Origin of the sequence: Pseudomonas syringae pv. tagetis (assembly GCF_022557255.1) — a bacterium.
Taxonomy (GTDB): Bacteria; Pseudomonadota; Gammaproteobacteria; order Pseudomonadales; family Pseudomonadaceae; genus Aquipseudomonas; species Aquipseudomonas caricapapayae.
Map to the genome: position 1 here is coordinate 1,919,370 of NZ_CP092923.1, position 17,840 is coordinate 1,937,209.

A 17,840-nucleotide genomic window follows, 5' to 3' on the forward strand; every position below is an offset into this window, starting at 1 on the left:
CCATGCTGAAATACATCCTGGCGGCCGTGCAGGCGCACGCGGTTGCTGAGTACCCGCGCGAGTGCTGCGGGCTGTTACTGAGCGTGGGGCGAAAGCAGCAGTACTTTCCCTGCTCCAACACGGCAACCGACCCAAAGGAAGAGTTCCGCATCAGCCCCGAGGATTACGCAGCGGCGGAAGACCTGGGCTCCGTCATCGGAGTTGTCCACTCGCACCCCGACGCTACCAGCAGACCTTCACCGCGCGACCTGGCGATGTGCGAAGCTACGGAGCTGCCCTGGCATATCCTCAGTTGGCCCGAGGGAGACCTGCGTACCATAGTGCCCATCGGCAATACACCGCTATTGAAGCGACCCTTTGTGCATGGCGCTTGGGACTGCTGGCAGGTCTGCGCCGATTGGTACAAGCGCGAGTTCGGCCTGGATTTCGAAGCATTTGAGCGTACAGACGGATGGTGGGAAAGTGCGGATGCGGAAAGCCTGTATGAAGCCAATTACGAGGCGGCCGGGTTCGTCAGGGTTGATCAGCCGCAGCGCGGCGACATGATCGTGATGGAGGTAGGGCGGACGAAGCATCCGAACCACGCTGGCATCTATCTCGGCGCGGACCCTTCGCTGGCCGGTGAAGAAAGCGAAGTATTCGGCCCCGGTCCGTTCCTATTGCACCATCTATATGGAAGACAGTCGGAGATCATCGTGTTCGGTGGTCCGTGGCTTGATCGAACGCGGCTGATCCTCAGGCACACACGACCAACTGGCGTTTGAATGCCGTGGCATGGACCTCTATATATGCTGATCGTGTCTCGGCCAAAATACCTATGCATAACCAAAAAAATTGATATTCTCGCGCTACACATGGAGAGTAATTTATGCGCGTTTTATTGATGTTCCTTGTTCTCGTTCTTTCTCTTTCAGGGTGCGCTTCAAAACCCACGCCTGAGCAGATCCAAAGCGCCGACTATGGCGCTTCGGTTTATCAAGCTGACGCAGAGAAATCTGTTAAGAGATTTTTCCAGGGATACCTGAAAGATCCTGAATCGGCCAGATACAGTTTCGGCTCTGTGTATAGGGGTTATGTGGTTGGCAGCGTGTTTGAGGGTAGAAAGGTTGAGGGCGGCTATCTGCTTGAGGTCGCGGTAAACGCGAAAAACAGTTTTGGCGGTTATGTAGGCGCCAGAAATTACAGGTTTTTGCTTAGGAACGACCGTTTAGTTGGTGGCTGGGATATGGGGACCAGCAACATCCCTGTGAAGATTCTGTAGTCACGTATTCAGCAAAATCGAATTAATTGCATGCCGCCTCCGGGCGGCTTTTTAATGCCCGGAGAAACCCATGGCGGCAATTCAATACTCGCCTATGACCACGATCAAGCTGTCTGGATCACTGGCCCGCAAGTTTGGTCGCGTACATCGCAGGCAGATAGACTCAGGTCAGACCTGGGAGGTATTCAAGGCCCTCAAGGCAACTCTGGAAGGTTTTGCTGAAGAGATTCGTCGACTTGATCGGCTGGGCATGCGTTTCGCGATATTCCGCAACGGCCAGAACGTCGGGGAGGAAGGCTTCGGGCTTGGAGGTTCTCGCGAGGTCAGGGTGGTGCCGGTGATTCAGGGTAGTAAGCGGGGAGGCCTGATACAGACCGTACTTGGCGTTGTACTGATCGCAGCAAGCTTCTTCGGAGCCCCCACGGCCCCCGCGGGCATCGCCTTGCTGGCTGGCGGCGTGATCCAGATGCTTAGCCCTCAAGCGGCAGGCATCAAGCAGAGCGCAGCGCCCGAAAACTCCCCCTCCTACGCCTTCGGCAGCGCCAAGAACACAACCGCCAGCGGCAACCCGGTGCCGATCTGCATCGGTGAGCGGCGCTGGGGCGGGGCGATCATCTCCGCATCAATATACGCCGAAGACAAGACGTAACCACCACGAATCCAACAGGCCGCCCAAGAGGCGGTTTTTTTATGCCTGGAGAAAAGCATGGGCGCAGCACTGAAGATCGATATCCACGGTGAGAAAGGCGGCAGCAGCAGTCCCAAGTCGCCGACCGAGGCCTCCGATAGCCTGCGCTCCACCAACCTGGCCAAGCTGCTCATCGCCGTAGGCGAGGGCGAGTTTGAAGGCACTCCGACGGCTGCCGACATCTACCTCGACAACACGCCGATCAACGATGCCAGCGGCAACGTCAATTTCCAAAACGTGAAATGGGAATGGCGCACCGGCTCGGTTGATCAGTCATATATTCCCGGCATTCCGTCCATCGACAACGAGACGACCGTCAACGTCGAGCTGCGCAATGACTCGCCCTGGGTTCGCTCGATCACCAATACTCAGTTGTCAGCCGTGCGCGTGCGCCTTGCATGGCCCGCGCTCCAGCAGCAGGACGACGAGGGGAATGTCGGCGGGTACCGCATTGAATACGCCATCGACGTGGCCACTGATGGCGGCAGCTACAAAGAGGCACTGCTGGAGGCCGTGGACGGCAAAACCACCACGCGCTACGAGCGTTCGCGCCGCATCGATTTGCCCGCCGCGACTTCAGGCTGGCAGATCCGCGTCCGCCGCCTGACCGCCAACCAGAACACCAACAAGATCGCCGACACCATGCTGGTGGCCGGGCTCACAGAGGTCATCGACGCAAAGCTGCGCTACCCGAACACGGCGCTGCTCTACATCGAGTTCGATGCCGAGCAGTTCACCAACATTCCCGCAGTGACGGTCAAGTGCAAAGCACGGAAATGGCAGGTGCCGAGCAATTACGATCCGTTCAACCGCACCTATTCGGGCGTGTGGGACGGCTCCATGAAAGAGGCATGGACCAATAACCCTGCCTGGGTGACATATGGCGTATGCACTCAAGATCGGTTTGGCCTGGGTAAACGCATCAAGCCGTGGATGGTCGACAAGTGGGAGTTGTACCGCATCGCGCAGTACTGCGACCAGGATGTACCAAATGGTGTGGGCGGCGTAGAACCTCGCTTCCTGTGCGATATGAACCTGCAGGGCAAGGCCGAAGCATGGTCGCTGCTGCGTGATATCTCCGGTATTTATCGCGGCATGACTTACTGGGCCCAAGGCCAGTTGGTTGCGCAGGCCGATATGCCGCGCAGCCAGGACTTCGATTATGTCTTCACTCGCGCCAACGTCATCGATGGTAAGTTCACCTACGGCAGCGCCTCGGCGAAGACACGCTACACCCGTGCCATCGTCAGTTACGACAACCCGGACAACAACTACGATACCGACGTCATCCCGTTCGCCGACCCTGTGCTGCAGCGCCGCTTCGGTGACAAGCCGACCGAGCTGACTGCCATCGGATGCACCCGTGCTTCTGAGGGGCAGCGTCGCGGTAAGTGGGTCGTTATGAGCAACAACCAAGACCGCACCGTCAGCTTCAGTACCGGCATGGAGGGCGCGATCCCGCTGCCTGGCTACATCATCCCGGTAGCTGACTCGCTGTTGGCTGGCCGTGAGGTAGGCGGGCGTATTGCTGGCGCTGCCGGGAGAGTGGTGACGCTTGACCGCGATACCTTGGCAAAGGCAGGTGACCGTTTGATCGTCAACCTCCCCAGCGGACAGGCTGAAGGCCGGACCGTGCAGTCGGTCGCAGGCAGGGCAGTCACCGTCACCGTCGCTTACAGCGAGACGCCTACCGCACAGTTGCAGTGGGCGCTGGACGCCGACGACTTGGCTATCCCTCTGTACCGGGTACTGAGCGTCAAGCGCAGTGCGGAAGGCGAGTACGCAATTACCGCTCTTCAGTACGAGCCGAGCAAGTTTGCCTATATCGACACCGGTGCACGGCTGGAGGAGCGTCCGATCAGCGTCATTCCGATCACCGTTGTTCCATCGCCTGCCAGCGTTTCGCTGACTTCGACGACGGCGATCGCGCAAGGCCTGGCCGTTACAACGATGACCATCAGCTGGCCCGACGTGGCCGGTGCAGTGGCTTATGACGTCGAGTGGCGCAAGGACAGCGGCAACTGGATCAAGGTACAGCGTAGCGGCTCCACCAGCGTCGACATCACTGGCATCTATGCCGGTGCCTATCTCGCCCGAGTGCGTGCCGTCAGCGCCTATGACATCTCGTCGAGCTGGCGGAATTCGATGCTGACCCAGCTCAAGGGTAAAGAGGGCCTGCCGCCTGCCGTCACCTCGCTGACTGCTGCATCGCTGATCTTCGGCATCAAGCTCAAGTGGACTTTCCCATCAGGCGCAGAGGATACGCAGCGCACCGAAATCTGGTACGGGCCGACGACCGACCTGGCCAAGGCCACGAAGCTCAGCGACCTGGCCTACCCTCAGTCGGAACACGTCATGCAAGGGCTACTGGCGGGTGTGACGTTCTTCTTCTGGGCGCGGCTGGTGGATCGGACCGGCAATATTGGCCCGTGGTATCCGACCGGCGCGGGCGTAATGGGGCAGGCCAGCAGTGATGCTGGGCCGATTCTTGAAATGATTGCCGGTCAGATTGGAGAAACCGAGCTTGGCCAAAACCTGCTGGAAAAGATCGAGCTGATCGAGCAACTGCAGGACCAGATCAACGCTCTGGACGGACTCAAGGCCTACGACCCAAATCACGCCTATGAAAAAGGTCAGATGGTCGTGGTGGATGGCCGGATATATCAGGCCGAGCAGGCCGTGCCTGTTTCGACGCCGCCGCCGAATTCAGCTTACTGGGAAGATGTGGGCAACCTGCTGGAGACGGCAAACGGCCTGGCGGCCCAAGTCCAGACTCACACCACCGAAATCAGTGAGTTGAATGGCGTTGTCACTGCCCAGGCATCAAGCATGCAAGCACTGCGGGCCGCTTACCGGGAAGACGACGGCGAGGGTGACCTGGCGGATGCCCTGAAGGGCTACAACAGCGCCGCCAGCATTGTGCAGGAGCAGACGACGCGGGCGACGCAGAACGAGGCGATGGCCCGCACCGTTACTCAACTGAGCGCCACTGTTGGGGCGAACAGTGCTCAGGTCACCGATCTGCGTGAAGTGGTCACGACCAGTCAGGCAGCTACGTCGACCGCGCTTACGCAACTGACCACGAAGGTAGGCGATAACTCGGCAGCCATACAGTCAGAGGCAACGGCCAGGTCGAGCGCTGATGGCGCGCTGTCCACGAAACTGGATCAGGTGCAGGCCACGGCCAACGGTGCTAGCGCGGCGGTTCAGACCGTGAGTTCGGCGCAGGCAAACACGGACGGCAAGCTGAACACGATGTGGTCCGTCAAGATGCAGGTCGCTGCAAACGGACAGTACATCGCTGCGGGGATTGGGCTTGGCATCGAGAACACCGGAGCGGGTCTGCAAAGCCAGTTCCTGGTCAGCGCTGACAGATTTGCGGTGGTCAACTCCATGGCAGGAGGTGCAATTTCTGTCCCGTTCGCCGTGCAGAACGGTCAGGTATTCATCAACTCTGCATTCATCCAAGACGGCACCATCACCAACGCCAAGATCGGGAGTTATATCAGCTCGACAAACTACGTGGCCGGACAAACAGGATGGATTCTGAACAAGGACGGATCATTCGAGATCAACTCGGCGCTGGGCGGCGGCGGGCGTCAAGTCATCAACAGCGCGGGCGGAAAGGTGTTCGACCAGAACGGCGTGAAGCGCTACCAATGGGGGAATCTTGACGCATGAGTTTCGGTTCCAGGGTTTGGGATGAAAACGCGAACCTGGTCATGGACACGACCACGTTCACTTATCAGGTCATTTGGCAGGGGGTTATCGATTTCAGTGACACGTCCGGATCAACGGCAAAGGTAATCACGCTGAGCATCCCTGGCTTTGATCCGGCCAACTGCGTCTTCATGGTCATCCCCACAAGGGCGCAGGACATTCAGTCCGCCGAGGGCGATGCCGCCGGCAACACCAAGTCATACCCCTACGTGACCACATCGGCCGGGCAGGTGGTACTTAGGTCAGCCAACCCTTCAGCCAATCTCGGCAACACCAACCAGACGCGCATCGTCGCGAAAGGCTTTGCAGTGAGGTTCAAGACATGAGCTTTGGCGTTATCAGCATCAACGACAGCTCTTACGTGCAGATTGATTCGGAGACGCCTCGGCTTTGCGTGCTCACGAAGGGCAGTTATTCAGGAACAACAAACGCTAATGTCACCTTTCCGCGCGCGGTAACAAGTGCTGACCCGCCGCTGGTATTCATCAGGCCTGATCAAAACGGCATCGTTCAGGTGCCGATATCAGTTTGGTTCACTGGTGGGCCGGGCAACTGGACCGGCTTCGCAATGAAGGCATCAAACGTTCAGAGCACGCTGAGCGGTCAATACTTCATCGCGGCTTGGGCATCTATGGGTACAGCATCTTTCGGAATGCGTATTTGGGGGCCGGGCAGCGAGCTTGTATACGACAGCGGTGCGCCGCCTGTGGTCGTCACTTTCGCTGCCGGTAACTGGACATATGTGGGCAGCGAGCAACTCAGCGTTGGCCAGCGTTACAGGTGGAGCATCGACAAAGCGCTTGGAGTAGGGGAGTTCATATCCATAAATTCGTTTGCGTTTCATTGCCACAACGGCGCGAACGGTGGTGGATGCGGCATCGCTGTGGACTACGCGAACTCGAAGATCATGCTTTACAGCCTCGCAACTACCGCATGGACAGACCAGGGGCACCGCCCGTTCCTCTGCGCAAAACTTACCGCCTAAATCAAGGCGTTCAAATTAGGAGCTTTCAATGCCTTGGTATAAGTCGGGGACGGTTTCCGTCACCCAAAATTCGAATGCGGTCATTGGCACCAATACCGCATTCATAGCAAACAGCCGGGTAGGCGATGGCTTTCGCGGTCCCGATGGTGGCTGGTATGAGGTAACAAACATCGCCAGCAATACCGCGATGTCGATTGCGCCGAACTATCAGGGCACCACCAACAACGCGGGCGGGTACGCGCTGGCTCCGATGCAGGGCTACGTCAAGGATTCTGCAGACGCGCTTCGGGCGTTCGTGAATCAGTTTGGCAATACGCTTGCCTTGCTGGGTAACTCCGGCACCCAGGCAGGCGTGCGTGCAGCACTTGCGGCAGCGGCCAGTGGGAACAACAGCGACATTCTTTCACTGTCTGGACTGACCACGGCTCTGACGATTGAGCAGGGTGGCACAGGCAAGAAGACAGCAAGCGAGGCTATCCTGGCATTAGGTGGCGTGCGCTTGGGTGCGGGCAACTCGTCAGTCGGAACAAGCCTTTTTTCTGGCGCGCCGCCCGGTATCGCGTCCATAAGTTCAACGAACAACGACAGCAACACGGCGTTGCGGATTGCCAATGCCGCGAACAACAACGCATCGGCTGTAATGACCTTTATACGAGATACTGTTTTTGGTGTTCACCTTGGGCTGGATACCGACAACAGGTTTAAGATCGGTGGTTACTCAATGGGTGCTGTCGCCCGAACTATATATCATGAAGGCAATATAGTCGGAACGGTCTCCCAGACTGGCGGCATTCCAACTGGAGCTATTGTTGAGGAGGGCTCGAACAACAATGGCAGTTACGTAAAATTTGCAAGTGGCTTGATGATATGCAGGGGGGTTAGCGCAAACGCGTTGGCAGTTAACACTGCCGGGGGGAGCTTGTTTCACTCCGGTAACAACGTTGCCTTTACGTTTCCGTTCTCATTTGCGGGAGCGTTCCCGAGCGTAACTCTTAATGTGGTCACAGCTGGCTCATATTACTGCTGGGCGGCAGTTGAAGGGCAGACTACAGTGAATTCCGTAACTGCCCGTGTTGTATCTCCTGTATCCGGAACATCCGGATATGTTTGTTATACCGCTATTGGTAGGTGGTTCGCATGATGAACATCAAGTTTTCGGCAGTTCGAATGGAGGAAACCTTGCAGGTTTTTAAGTTGGGCGAGCAGCTAACACTTAACGGTGAGACGTTCGATTTTTCCAGAATGGTCGACGGGGACACTCTGCCGCGCGGTTCGGTCAAGTCGCGATGGTTTGACGGAGAGGTTGATAGGCAGGGTGGGGTGCTCAGCTTGACACTGATATTGCCAAATCCTGCGAACTACAGTCAGGAACAGGCATTCCCGGTGCCGCTTACTGATGTTCCGGACGGCTTCATCGTATTGCCTGATCCCCTGCCCACCGACGGCCCGGTTGAGCCAGTGCTCCCCGTGCCTGAACCGGTCTCCACGATTGGCGTGGTTGATTGGGCTCAGCTCATTACGCAAAAAATGAAAGACGCCGAGCAGGCGGCTCGCGAGCTTTCCCTTGCAAAGGCAGACCTTGCGGCTCGAAACAGCGCCGCGGCTGTCCAGATCGCTCGCATTCAGGATCGCATTGAAACGCTGGGCTATGGCATCGATGCTGGAGTCGCAACCGAAGAGGAAGAGGCGGAAGCGGCTGCACTCGCGCCCGTTCTCAAGACCTGGAAGGCCTACAAGTTCGCGCTGGGCAAGGTAACCGCACAGTCGACGTGGTATCAGGCGCCGGTCTGGCCGGTCGCGCCTGCGATACCAGAGATCGCCGCCGCACCGATGCTGGTGGAAGAGCCGCTGGCCTAACGTACACCTGCCACCGAACCCCGCCATCGAGCGGGTATTTTTTTGCCTGGAGAAACATCGATGCCGATCACCGCGCAGCAACTACTGCAGATCCTCCCGAACGCCGGCCAGAGAGCCGGCGTTTTTGCACCCGTTCTCAATACGGCGATGAGCAAGTACCAGATCGTGACACCGCTGCGCATCGCGGCATTCATTGCCCAGGTCGGTCATGAATCCGGCCAACTGCGCTACGTGCGTGAGATATGGGGGCCGACCCCGCAGCAGTTGGGGTACGAGGGGCGCAAAGACCTGGGCAATACCGTGCCGGGCGATGGCTCCAAATACCGTGGGCGCGGCCTGATCCAGATCACCGGACGGGCAAACTATGCTGAGTGCGGCGAAGCGCTGGGCCTGGGCCTGATCGACCACCCCGAATTGCTCGAGCTACCGCAGCACGCCGCGATGTCGGCAGCGTGGTTCTGGGGCAAGAGTGGGCTCAATACGCTGGCAGACAAAAGCGAGTTCGTGACCATCACCAAGCGTATCAACGGCGGCACGAATGGCCTGGCTGATCGGCAGGCGCTGTACGACCGAGCGCTTGAGGTGCTGGCGTGAAGGCCCTGCCGTGGAAGGCGGTCGGCCTGCTGCTGATCCTGCTGGCGCTTGCCGGTGCGCTGTACGGGGCATACCGGCACGGCGTGACAGTCACCGAGATGGCCTGGAAGGCGAAGTGGGCCGAGGAAGTCAGCGCCCAATCCGAAGTGGTGGCCACCACGACCACCGAGTACCGAACCGAAGAGCAACGCCGCCAGAAAGCGGCCAACCAGGTGGCGAACGATGCAAGACAAGAACAGACCGCTGCGCTTACTGATGCTGCTGTCGCTGACACTGCTGGCGACCGGCTGCGCGTCGAAGCTGGAAAGCTGGCAGCCACGGCAAGTTGTGTGCCCGGCGATACCGGAGCTACCGAACGAGGCAAGGCAGCCACCCGCGCCGCGATGGTGCTCTCCGACCTGCTCGGCCGGGCTGACGCGCGAGCGGGAGAGCTGGCAAAGGCTTATGACCAGTCCCGAATAGCCGGGCTGGCCTGCGAGCGATCTCAAAAATCCTTGATTACCTCTGAGTAACGGAACAACAAAATGGCCACGACGCAGCTGATTCAAAGAGACATGGGGCGGACGATGCTGATCGTCAAAGCGAACGGCGGCACGGTGACGGTCGAGAAAAAGGCCGGCGATAGCTGGGTGGTGACCGATACGCTGGCCAAGGACGGTGGTTATCTGCTGGAGCTGGGCAGCTCGTATACCCGCATCACCCCGACCGCAGGCGCTTACTTTGAGGTGACGCGATGAGCCTCTTGGTCAATCCGGCAGCGCGCCGCCAGCCGATCCGCCGAGGACTGGGCCTCCTCGGTGACAGCTTCTCCGGCAACTGCCACACTATCGATGCGAAGGCTTATGGCACCGAGGCCTACGGCTACGCGGCGATGATCGCAGCGCGCGCCGGGCTTTTCCCGAGCTACCTCGACAACCAGGGCAAGGTCGGCGACCACACCGGGCAGTTCCTGGCCAGGCTACCAGCCTGCATCGCTTCATCCACCGCTGACCTTTGGATGCTGCTGTCACGCACCAACGACAGCACCACGGCAGGTATGAGCCTGGCTGACACGAAAGCCAACGTGATGAAGATCGTGACCGCGTTCCTCAACACACCAGGTAAGTACCTGATCGTCGGTACCGGAACACCGCGCTTCGGTAGCAAGGCGCTGACCGGTCAGGCGCTGGCCGATGCGATCGCCTACAAAGACTGGGTGATCAGCTACGTCAGCCAGTTCGTTCCGGTCGTGAATATCTGGGATGGGTTTACCGAGGCCATGACGGTGGAGGGGCTGCACCCCAATATCATTGGCGCCGACTTCATCAGTTCGCGCGCGGTGCCGATCATCAATGCCAACTTCGAATTCCCCGGCATCCCGCTGCCTACGGACGCTGGCGACATTTATTCGGCCATCAGGCCCTATGGCTGCCTCAATACCAACCCTCTGCTGTTGGGTGCTACCGGCACGCTCCCGGCTGGCGTGAACGCTGTGGCCGGATCTGTTCTGGCGGACAGCTACAAGGCCGTTGGCTCTGGCCTGACCGGCATCACCACGCGCTGGTTCAAGGAACCTGCCGCCTATGGCGAGGCGCAGTGCATCGAGCTGGGCGGAACTCTGGCGGCGGCGGGTGGTTATGTGTACGTGCAGCCGATCGCCAACGTCACTATGGGCAATCTGGCAGCCGGCGATGTCATCGAGATGGTGTCGGCCGTGGAGATAGCTGGTTCGTCGCGCGGCATCCTGGGCTGGGAGGCTGAGCTGACAATCACCAAACCCGTCAGCGGCGCGTCCACCACCATTTACTACCGGTCGATGGACAAGTACCAGGAACCTTTCACGCTACCCGCCAGCTTCATCGGGCAGCTTGAGACGCAGCGCGGCACTGTCGATCTGACTGAGACGGTCATCACATCGCGCATGGGCCTGTACCTGGCCGCAGGTGTGGCGCAGAACTCGATTGTGAAGGTCGCGCAGTTCGGCATCAGGAAGATATAGGTCGGTCTGGCGGATTAACTGAATTTCTGAATGGGGATTTGGTTTGTTCGTCGGCAGGACGCCGGGGGAGGGTGTGACGGAAATGTGTCGATGATAACGGCACAATGTGACATGATGCGGTCGCTTTGAACGGTATTGACGAGTGCGGGCGTCGTAACCTACTGATTTAATGAGATTTTAGCTAGATTTGCATGATTTAGGTTCCAGCGCCGCAAGGTGTGAGAGTTCGAGTCTCTCCGTCCGCACCAGGATAAATGCAGTCGAGTGGTTACGCTTCGATTGCAGAATGTACAAAAAGAAAGCCGCCTAGTGCGGCTTTTTTTGTTTTGGCGTATTCGTTCCATCGCCTCGCTGGTCCGACGGCCATGCCGCCGTCGGTCGAGTGGGGCGTGCTATGCAGATGGATTCGGGCATCGTCCGGTGCAGGTGCTTCCTTATATAGGGGGCATGCCAGACACGTCGCGAGCGATGCGAGGTGTTTTTCTTTCTCCTCCGGCTGTAGTCCGATTCCTTCTTGTTAATCCGCCCTTTTTCAGTAGGGTGACTTCTTGAGTTTGACCCACTAGAATGCATGCCCTTGATTCTGGGGTCGGAAACGGCCGGCTAACGTCTGTGCAACGAGGAATATCCATGCAAGTTTCTGTTGAAAATACTTCCGCTCTTGAGCGCCGCATGACCATTGGCGTGCCTGCCGAACGCATCGAGACTGAAGTCAACAAGCGTCTGCAGCAGACCGCACGCAAAGCCAAGATCCCGGGCTTCCGCCCTGGCAAGGTGCCTATGAGCGTGATCCGTCAGCGTTACGAAGACGGCGCACGTCAGGAAGCACTGGGCGATCTGATTCAGGCTACCTTTTACGAAGCCGTGGTTGAGCAGAAGCTGAACCCGGCCGGCGCTCCAGCTGTAGAACCGAAATCTTTCGAAAAAGGCAAAGACCTGGAATACGTGGCTACTTTCGAAGTATTCCCGGAATTCACCGTTGCCGGTTTCGACACCATCGCTGTTGAGCGCCTGTCTGCCGACGTGGCCGAGAGCGATCTGGACAACATGCTGGAAGTACTGCGCAAGCAGAACGTTCGTTTTGAAGTAGCCGATCGCGCTGCCCAGAACGAAGATCAGCTGAACATCGATTTCGTGGGCAAGGTCGACGGCGAAGTGTTCGCTGGCGGTTCCGCCACCGCTACCCAACTGGTATTGGGTTCCGGTCGCATGATTCCTGGTTTCGAAGACGGTCTGGTTGGCGCCAAGGCTGGCGAAGAGCGCGTTCTGAACGTGACCTTCCCCGAGGACTATCAGAACCTCGAGCTGGCCGGCAAGGCTGCCGAGTTCACCGTGACCGTCAATACCGTTTCCGAGCCAAAGCTGCCTGAGCTGAACGAAGAGTTCTTCAAGCAGTTCGGCATCAAGGAAACCGGTATCGAAGGCTTCCGCACCGAGGTTCGCAAGAACATGGAGCGTGAGCTGCGTCAGGCGATCAAGTCCAAGGTCAAGAATCAGGTCATGGACGGTCTGCTGGCTGCCAACCCGATCGAAGTGCCTAAAGCGCTGCTGGAAAACGAAGTCAATCGTCTGCGCGTCCAGGCTGTTCAGCAGTTCGGTGGCAACATCAAGCCTGACCAGTTGCCGGCTGAGCTGTTCGAAGAGCAGGCCAAGCGCCGCGTCGAGCTGGGTCTGATCGTTGCCGAGGTCGTCAAGCAGTTCGACCTCAAGCCTGATGACGCTCGCGTTCGCGAAATGATCCAGGAAATGGCGTCTGCCTATCAGGAACCTGAGCAGGTTGTTGCCTGGTACTACAAGAACGAGCAGCAAATGAACGAGGTACGTTCTGTTGTGCTTGAAGAGCAAGTTGTAGATACTGTTTTGCAGAAAGCTAGCGTGACCGACAAATCGGTCTCCTACGAAGAAGCTGTCAAGCCGGTGGAAGCTCCAAAAGCCGACTGATTTCTCTTTTCGTGCGAAAACACCCACAAGCCAGCCTTCGCGCTGGCTTGTGCGTATTCAAGACTCGACTATTTGGGAGTGAATGCAGGACATGTCCCGCAATTCTTATATTCAGCAGAACTCTGACATCCAGGCCGCTGGCGGCCTGGTCCCGATGGTTATCGAGCAGTCCGCCCGTGGCGAACGCGCCTATGACATCTATTCGCGCCTTCTCAAGGAGCGAGTCATCTTTATGGTTGGTCCGGTAGAGGACTACATGGCCAACCTTATCGCGGCACAGCTGCTTTTCCTTGAAGCGGAAAACCCGGACAAGGATATCCATCTTTACATCAACTCGCCGGGCGGTTCGGTGACTGCAGGCATGTCGATCTACGACACCATGCAGTTCATCAAGCCGGACGTCTCGACGATCTGTATCGGTCAGGCTTGCAGCATGGGTGCATTCCTGCTGGCCGGTGGTGCAGAAGGCAAGCGTCATTGCCTGCCTAACTCGCGGATGATGATTCACCAGCCGCTGGGCGGTTTCCAGGGTCAGGCGTCGGATATCGACATCCATGCCAAGGAAATCCTGCACATTCGTCATCGCCTGAACTCGCTGCTGGCGCATCACACCGGCCAGAGCCTCGAAACCATCGAGCGTGACACCGAGCGTGACAACTTCATGAGCGCAGAGCGTGCGGCTGAATACGGCCTGATCGACTCGGTGATCAACAAGCGTCAAATGCCTGCCTAAGCGGCTCAAAATGTAGGGGGTCGGCACAACCGACCGCCTGCGGACTTGAAAAAGCCCGCAATAGCCTTCATCTTGTGTTGCAAGCCTACCGGATTGGATCGATCGAATGACTGACACCCGCAACGGCGAGGACAACGGCAAATTGCTCTATTGCTCCTTCTGTGGCAAAAGCCAGCATGAAGTGCGCAAATTGATTGCCGGCCCCTCGGTCTTTATCTGCGACGAGTGCGTCGACCTGTGCAATGACATCATCCGCGAGGAGGTGCAGGAAGCACAGGCCGAAAGCAGCGCGCATAAATTGCCTTCGCCTAAAGAAATCAGCGGCATCCTTGACCAGTACGTCATCGGTCAGGAGCGTGCCAAAAAAGTTCTCGCAGTAGCGGTGTATAACCACTACAAGCGTCTGAACCAGCGCGACAAGAAAAATGACGATGTCGAACTGGGCAAGAGCAACATCCTGCTTATCGGCCCTACGGGCTCAGGCAAGACGCTGCTGGCCGAAACACTGGCCCGTCTGCTCAATGTACCGTTCACCATCGCTGACGCCACCACTCTGACCGAAGCTGGTTATGTGGGTGAGGACGTCGAAAACATTATTCAGAAGCTGTTGCAGAAATGTGATTACGATGTCGAGAAGGCCCAGATGGGCATTGTCTACATCGACGAAATCGACAAGATTTCGCGCAAATCCGACAACCCTTCGATCACGCGTGACGTTTCCGGTGAAGGCGTGCAGCAAGCCTTGCTGAAACTGATCGAGGGCACTGTGGCTTCCGTTCCTCCTCAGGGTGGCCGAAAGCATCCGCAGCAGGAATTCCTGCAAGTGGACACACGCAATATCCTCTTCATCTGCGGTGGTGCCTTCTCGGGCCTGGAAAAGGTTATTCAGAACCGTTCCACCCGTGGCGGCATCGGCTTCAACGCCGAAGTTCGCAGCAAGGAGGAAGGCAAGAAGGTTGGCGAGTCCCTGCGTGAAGTCGAGCCTGACGATCTGGTCAAGTTCGGTTTGATCCCGGAGTTCGTGGGTCGTCTGCCAGTGCTTGCAACGCTGGACGAGCTGGACGAGGCTGCTTTGATACAGATCCTCACCGAGCCGAAGAATGCGCTGACCAAGCAATATGCCAAGCTGTTCGAGATGGAAGGTGTGGACCTTGAGTTCCGTACCGATGCACTGAAGTCGGTTGCCCGTCGCGCGCTGGAGCGCAAGACCGGTGCCCGTGGCTTGCGCTCCATCCTCGAAGGCGTACTGCTCGACACCATGTACGAGATCCCGTCGCAAAGTGACGTGAGCAAGGTGGTGATAGACGAGAGCGTCATCGATGGCACGTCCAAGCCGCTGCTGATCTACGAAAACAGCGAGCCGCCTGCCAAGGTCGCTCCTGACGCGTAACGCATGCAGGTGTCTGTGCGTGTGAAGTAATACGGAAGGGGGCCTTTTTGGTCCCCTTTTGCATTTTTCAGCCGTTCATTCGTTTTGTATGAAGAAATTGATCTTGGCGGGTCGTGGCTTCAGAGCTTGTTTTTTTTGGACGCTACCCCCATCTTGGCTTCAAGCTAATTCCATCTGTCCCGGCCGATTGGCCGCCGTAGAGGCGAAATCATGAAGACCACTATTGAATTGCCTCTCTTGCCATTGCGTGATGTTGTGGTTTATCCGCACATGGTTATCCCGCTGTTCGTGGGGCGCGAGAAGTCTATCGAAGCCCTTGAAGCGGCAATGACAGGCGACAAGCAGATCCTGCTGCTCGCGCAAAGAAACCCTGCTGACGACGATCCTGATGAAAAGGCTCTGTACAGCGTCGGCACCATTGCAACCGTGCTGCAGTTGCTGAAACTGCCCGACGGCACCGTCAAGGTGCTGGTCGAAGGTGAACAGCGAGGTTCGGTAGAGCGCTTCATCGAAGTCGAGGGCCATTACCGTGCAGACGTTGCGCTGATCGACGAAGTCGATGCGCCGGATCGTGAGTCTGAAGTATTTGTGCGCAGCCTGCTGGCTCAGTTCGAGCAGTATGTGCAATTAGGCAAGAAAGTCCCTGCAGAAGTGCTCTCGTCGCTTAACAGCATCGACGAGCCCGGTCGCTTGGTTGACACCATGGCAGCGCACATGGCGCTCAAGATCGAGCAGAAGCAGGAAATCCTCGAGATTATCGACCTCTCAGCGCGTGTCGAGCACGTGCTGGCCTTGCTGGATGCCGAAATAGACCTGCTGCAGGTTGAAAAGCGCATTCGCGGTCGCGTGAAGAAGCAAATGGAGCGCAGCCAGCGCGAGTACTACCTGAATGAGCAGATGAAGGCCATTCAGAAAGAACTGGGCGATGGCGACGAAGGCCATAACGAAATCGAAGAGCTGAAAAAGCGTATCGACGCTGCCGGCCTGCCCAAGGATGCGCTGACCAAGGCGACTGCCGAGCTGAACAAGCTCAAGCAAATGTCGCCGATGTCGGCTGAGGCGACGGTAGTACGTTCCTATATCGACTGGCTGGTTCAGGTGCCGTGGAAGGCGCAGAGCAAAGTACGTCTTGATCTTGCGCGCGCCGAGGCGATCCTCGATGCCGATCATTATGGTCTGGACGAGGTCAAGGAACGCATTCTTGAATACCTCGCCGTACAGAAGCGCGTGAAGAAGATTCGTGGGCCTGTGCTGTGTCTGGTAGGTCCTCCTGGTGTGGGTAAAACCTCTCTGGCCGAGTCCATCGCCAATGCAACCAATCGCAAGTTTGTGCGTATGGCGCTGGGTGGAGTGCGTGATGAAGCCGAAATTCGTGGTCACCGTCGAACTTATATCGGGTCGATGCCAGGAAGATTGATACAAAAGATGACAAAGGTGGGTGTCCGCAACCCGCTGTTCCTGCTCGATGAAATCGACAAGATGGGCAGTGACATGCGTGGCGATCCTGCCTCGGCATTGCTCGAGGTCCTGGATCCTGAACAGAACCACAATTTCAACGATCACTACCTTGAGGTAGATTACGATCTTTCCGATGTGATGTTCCTGTGCACGTCGAACTCGATGAACATCCCGCCAGCCTTGCTGGACCGGATGGAAGTCATCCGTCTGCCGGGTTACACCGAAGACGAAAAGATCAACATTGCGGTCAAATACCTCTCGCCAAAACAGATTCAGGCCAACGGTCTCAAGAAAGGCGAGATACGTTTCGACGAGGAAGCCATTCGCGACATCATCCGCTATTACACCCGTGAAGCCGGTGTGCGCGGGCTCGAGCGTCAGATTGCCAAGGTCTGCCGCAAGGCAGTCAAAGAGCACGCGATGGAAAAGCGCTTCGCTGTGCAGGTCACCGCAGACATGCTTGAACACTTCCTTGGCGTGCGCAAGTTCCGCTACGGTCTGGCAGAGCAACAGGACCAGATCGGTCAGGTTACCGGCCTGGCCTGGACTCAGGTGGGCGGTGAGTTGCTGACCATCGAGGCTGCAGTTGTATCGGGCAAGGGGCAGTTGATCAAGACCGGTTCGCTGGGCGATGTGATGGTCGAATCCATTACCGCAGCTCAGACCGTGGTACGCAGTCGTGCCCGTAGCCTGGGCATTCCAGCGGATTTCCACGAGAAGCACGACACGCATATCCACATGCCTGAAGGCGCTACGCCGAAGGATGGACCAAGCGCTGGCGTCGGTATGTGCACTGCGCTTGTATCGGCGCTTACGCAGATACCGGTGCGTGCGGATGTGGCGATGACGGGCGAAATTACTCTGCGCGGGCAGGTACTGGCGATTGGTGGTCTGAAGGAAAAACTTCTGGCTGCGCATCGCGGCGGAATCAAGACAGTGATCATTCCGGAAGAAAACGTGCGTGATTTGAAGGAGATTCCTGACAATATCAAGCAGGATCTGCAGATCAAGCCCGTTAAATGGATTGACGAAGTCCTGCAAATTGCGCTGCAATACGCGCCGGAGCCGTTGCCGGACGTGGCTACAGATCTGGTCGCAAAGGAAGAAAAACGCGAGTCTGACTCTAAGGACAGAATTAGCACGCATTAAGACTGGACAGGCTTCCTTGACAGCTTTTTAGAGCCCTTGTTATAAAGCGGCTCTTTAAAGCAAGCTTCAGCAAGCCTTCCAGCGCT

Annotated in this window: 16 protein-coding genes; all 16 read left to right on the plus strand. The window is 57.6% G+C overall.

What is annotated here, in order from left to right; translation table 11 throughout:
* Positions 1-2 precede the first annotated feature (2 nt).
* The 16 genes from MME58_RS08825 to lon all read left to right on the plus strand — a co-directional run bounded on the left by MME58_RS08825 (position 3) and on the right by lon (position 17,754).
* Positions 3-764, plus strand: a complete 762-nt coding sequence (locus MME58_RS08825) for a C40 family peptidase (protein WP_055006351.1) — start codon at positions 3-5, stop codon at positions 762-764.
* Positions 765-868: 104 nt separating this feature from the next.
* A complete protein-coding gene (locus tag MME58_RS08830) occupies positions 869-1,261 on the plus strand; it encodes a hypothetical protein (protein WP_055006352.1) in 393 nt (130 codons plus the stop codon).
* 70 nt (positions 1,262-1,331) lie between these two features.
* Positions 1,332-1,910, plus strand: a complete 579-nt coding sequence (locus MME58_RS08835) for a tail assembly protein (RefSeq protein WP_055006353.1) — start codon at positions 1,332-1,334, stop codon at positions 1,908-1,910.
* A gap of 57 nt (positions 1,911-1,967) precedes the next feature.
* The gene (locus MME58_RS08840) at positions 1,968-5,630 is read left to right on the plus strand and encodes a TipJ family phage tail tip protein (protein ID WP_055006354.1); all 3,663 of its coding nucleotides are present in this window, start codon (positions 1,968-1,970) and stop codon (positions 5,628-5,630) included.
* Entirely contained in the window at positions 5,627-5,995 is a 369-nt protein-coding gene (locus MME58_RS08845) for a hypothetical protein (RefSeq protein WP_055006355.1), read from the plus strand. The genes MME58_RS08840 and MME58_RS08845 overlap by 4 nt, the downstream gene beginning before the upstream one ends.
* A complete protein-coding gene (locus MME58_RS08850; protein ID WP_055006356.1) occupies positions 5,992-6,654 on the plus strand; it encodes a hypothetical protein in 663 nt (220 codons plus the stop codon). The genes MME58_RS08845 and MME58_RS08850 overlap by 4 nt, the downstream gene beginning before the upstream one ends.
* 28 nt (positions 6,655-6,682) lie before the next feature.
* Positions 6,683-7,795, plus strand: a complete 1,113-nt coding sequence (locus MME58_RS08855) for a hypothetical protein (RefSeq protein WP_055006357.1) — start codon at positions 6,683-6,685, stop codon at positions 7,793-7,795.
* A 386-nt stretch (positions 7,796-8,181) separates the two neighbouring features.
* Positions 8,182-8,511: a hypothetical protein gene (locus MME58_RS08860; protein WP_055006361.1), complete on the plus strand. Its 330-nt coding sequence runs from the start codon at positions 8,182-8,184 to the stop codon at positions 8,509-8,511.
* A gap of 60 nt (positions 8,512-8,571) precedes the next feature.
* The gene (locus MME58_RS08865; RefSeq protein WP_055006358.1) at positions 8,572-9,105 is read left to right on the plus strand and encodes a glycoside hydrolase family 19 protein; all 534 of its coding nucleotides are present in this window, start codon (positions 8,572-8,574) and stop codon (positions 9,103-9,105) included.
* Positions 9,102-9,617 carry a DUF2514 domain-containing protein gene (locus tag MME58_RS08870; RefSeq protein WP_055006359.1) on the plus strand — a complete coding sequence of 172 codons (516 nt, stop codon included), beginning with the start codon at positions 9,102-9,104 and terminating at the stop codon, positions 9,615-9,617. Before MME58_RS08865 ends, MME58_RS08870 begins: the two co-directional genes overlap by 4 nt.
* A gap of 12 nt (positions 9,618-9,629) precedes the next feature.
* Complete coding sequence (locus MME58_RS08875; RefSeq protein ID WP_011168556.1) at positions 9,630-9,842, plus strand: hypothetical protein; 213 nt, start codon at positions 9,630-9,632, stop codon at positions 9,840-9,842.
* A complete protein-coding gene (locus tag MME58_RS08880) occupies positions 9,839-11,083 on the plus strand; it encodes an SGNH/GDSL hydrolase family protein (protein WP_055006360.1) in 1,245 nt (414 codons plus the stop codon). The genes MME58_RS08875 and MME58_RS08880 overlap by 4 nt, the downstream gene beginning before the upstream one ends.
* 630 nt (positions 11,084-11,713) lie before the next feature.
* Entirely contained in the window at positions 11,714-13,024 is a 1,311-nt protein-coding gene (tig, locus tag MME58_RS08885; RefSeq protein WP_054987159.1) for a trigger factor, read from the plus strand.
* Between the two features lie 91 nt (positions 13,025-13,115).
* On the plus strand, positions 13,116-13,757 hold the full coding sequence (gene clpP, locus MME58_RS08890; RefSeq protein ID WP_002552734.1) for an ATP-dependent Clp endopeptidase proteolytic subunit ClpP: 642 nt from the start codon (positions 13,116-13,118) through the stop codon (positions 13,755-13,757).
* A gap of 106 nt (positions 13,758-13,863) precedes the next feature.
* Complete coding sequence (gene clpX / locus MME58_RS08895; RefSeq protein ID WP_002552735.1) at positions 13,864-15,147, plus strand: ATP-dependent Clp protease ATP-binding subunit ClpX; 1,284 nt, start codon at positions 13,864-13,866, stop codon at positions 15,145-15,147.
* 210 nt (positions 15,148-15,357) lie between these two features.
* Positions 15,358-17,754 (plus strand): endopeptidase La, encoded by a 2,397-nt coding sequence (gene lon, locus MME58_RS08900; protein ID WP_055005644.1) that lies wholly within the window; start codon positions 15,358-15,360, stop codon positions 17,752-17,754.
* The last annotated feature ends 86 nt before the right edge of the window (positions 17,755-17,840 follow it).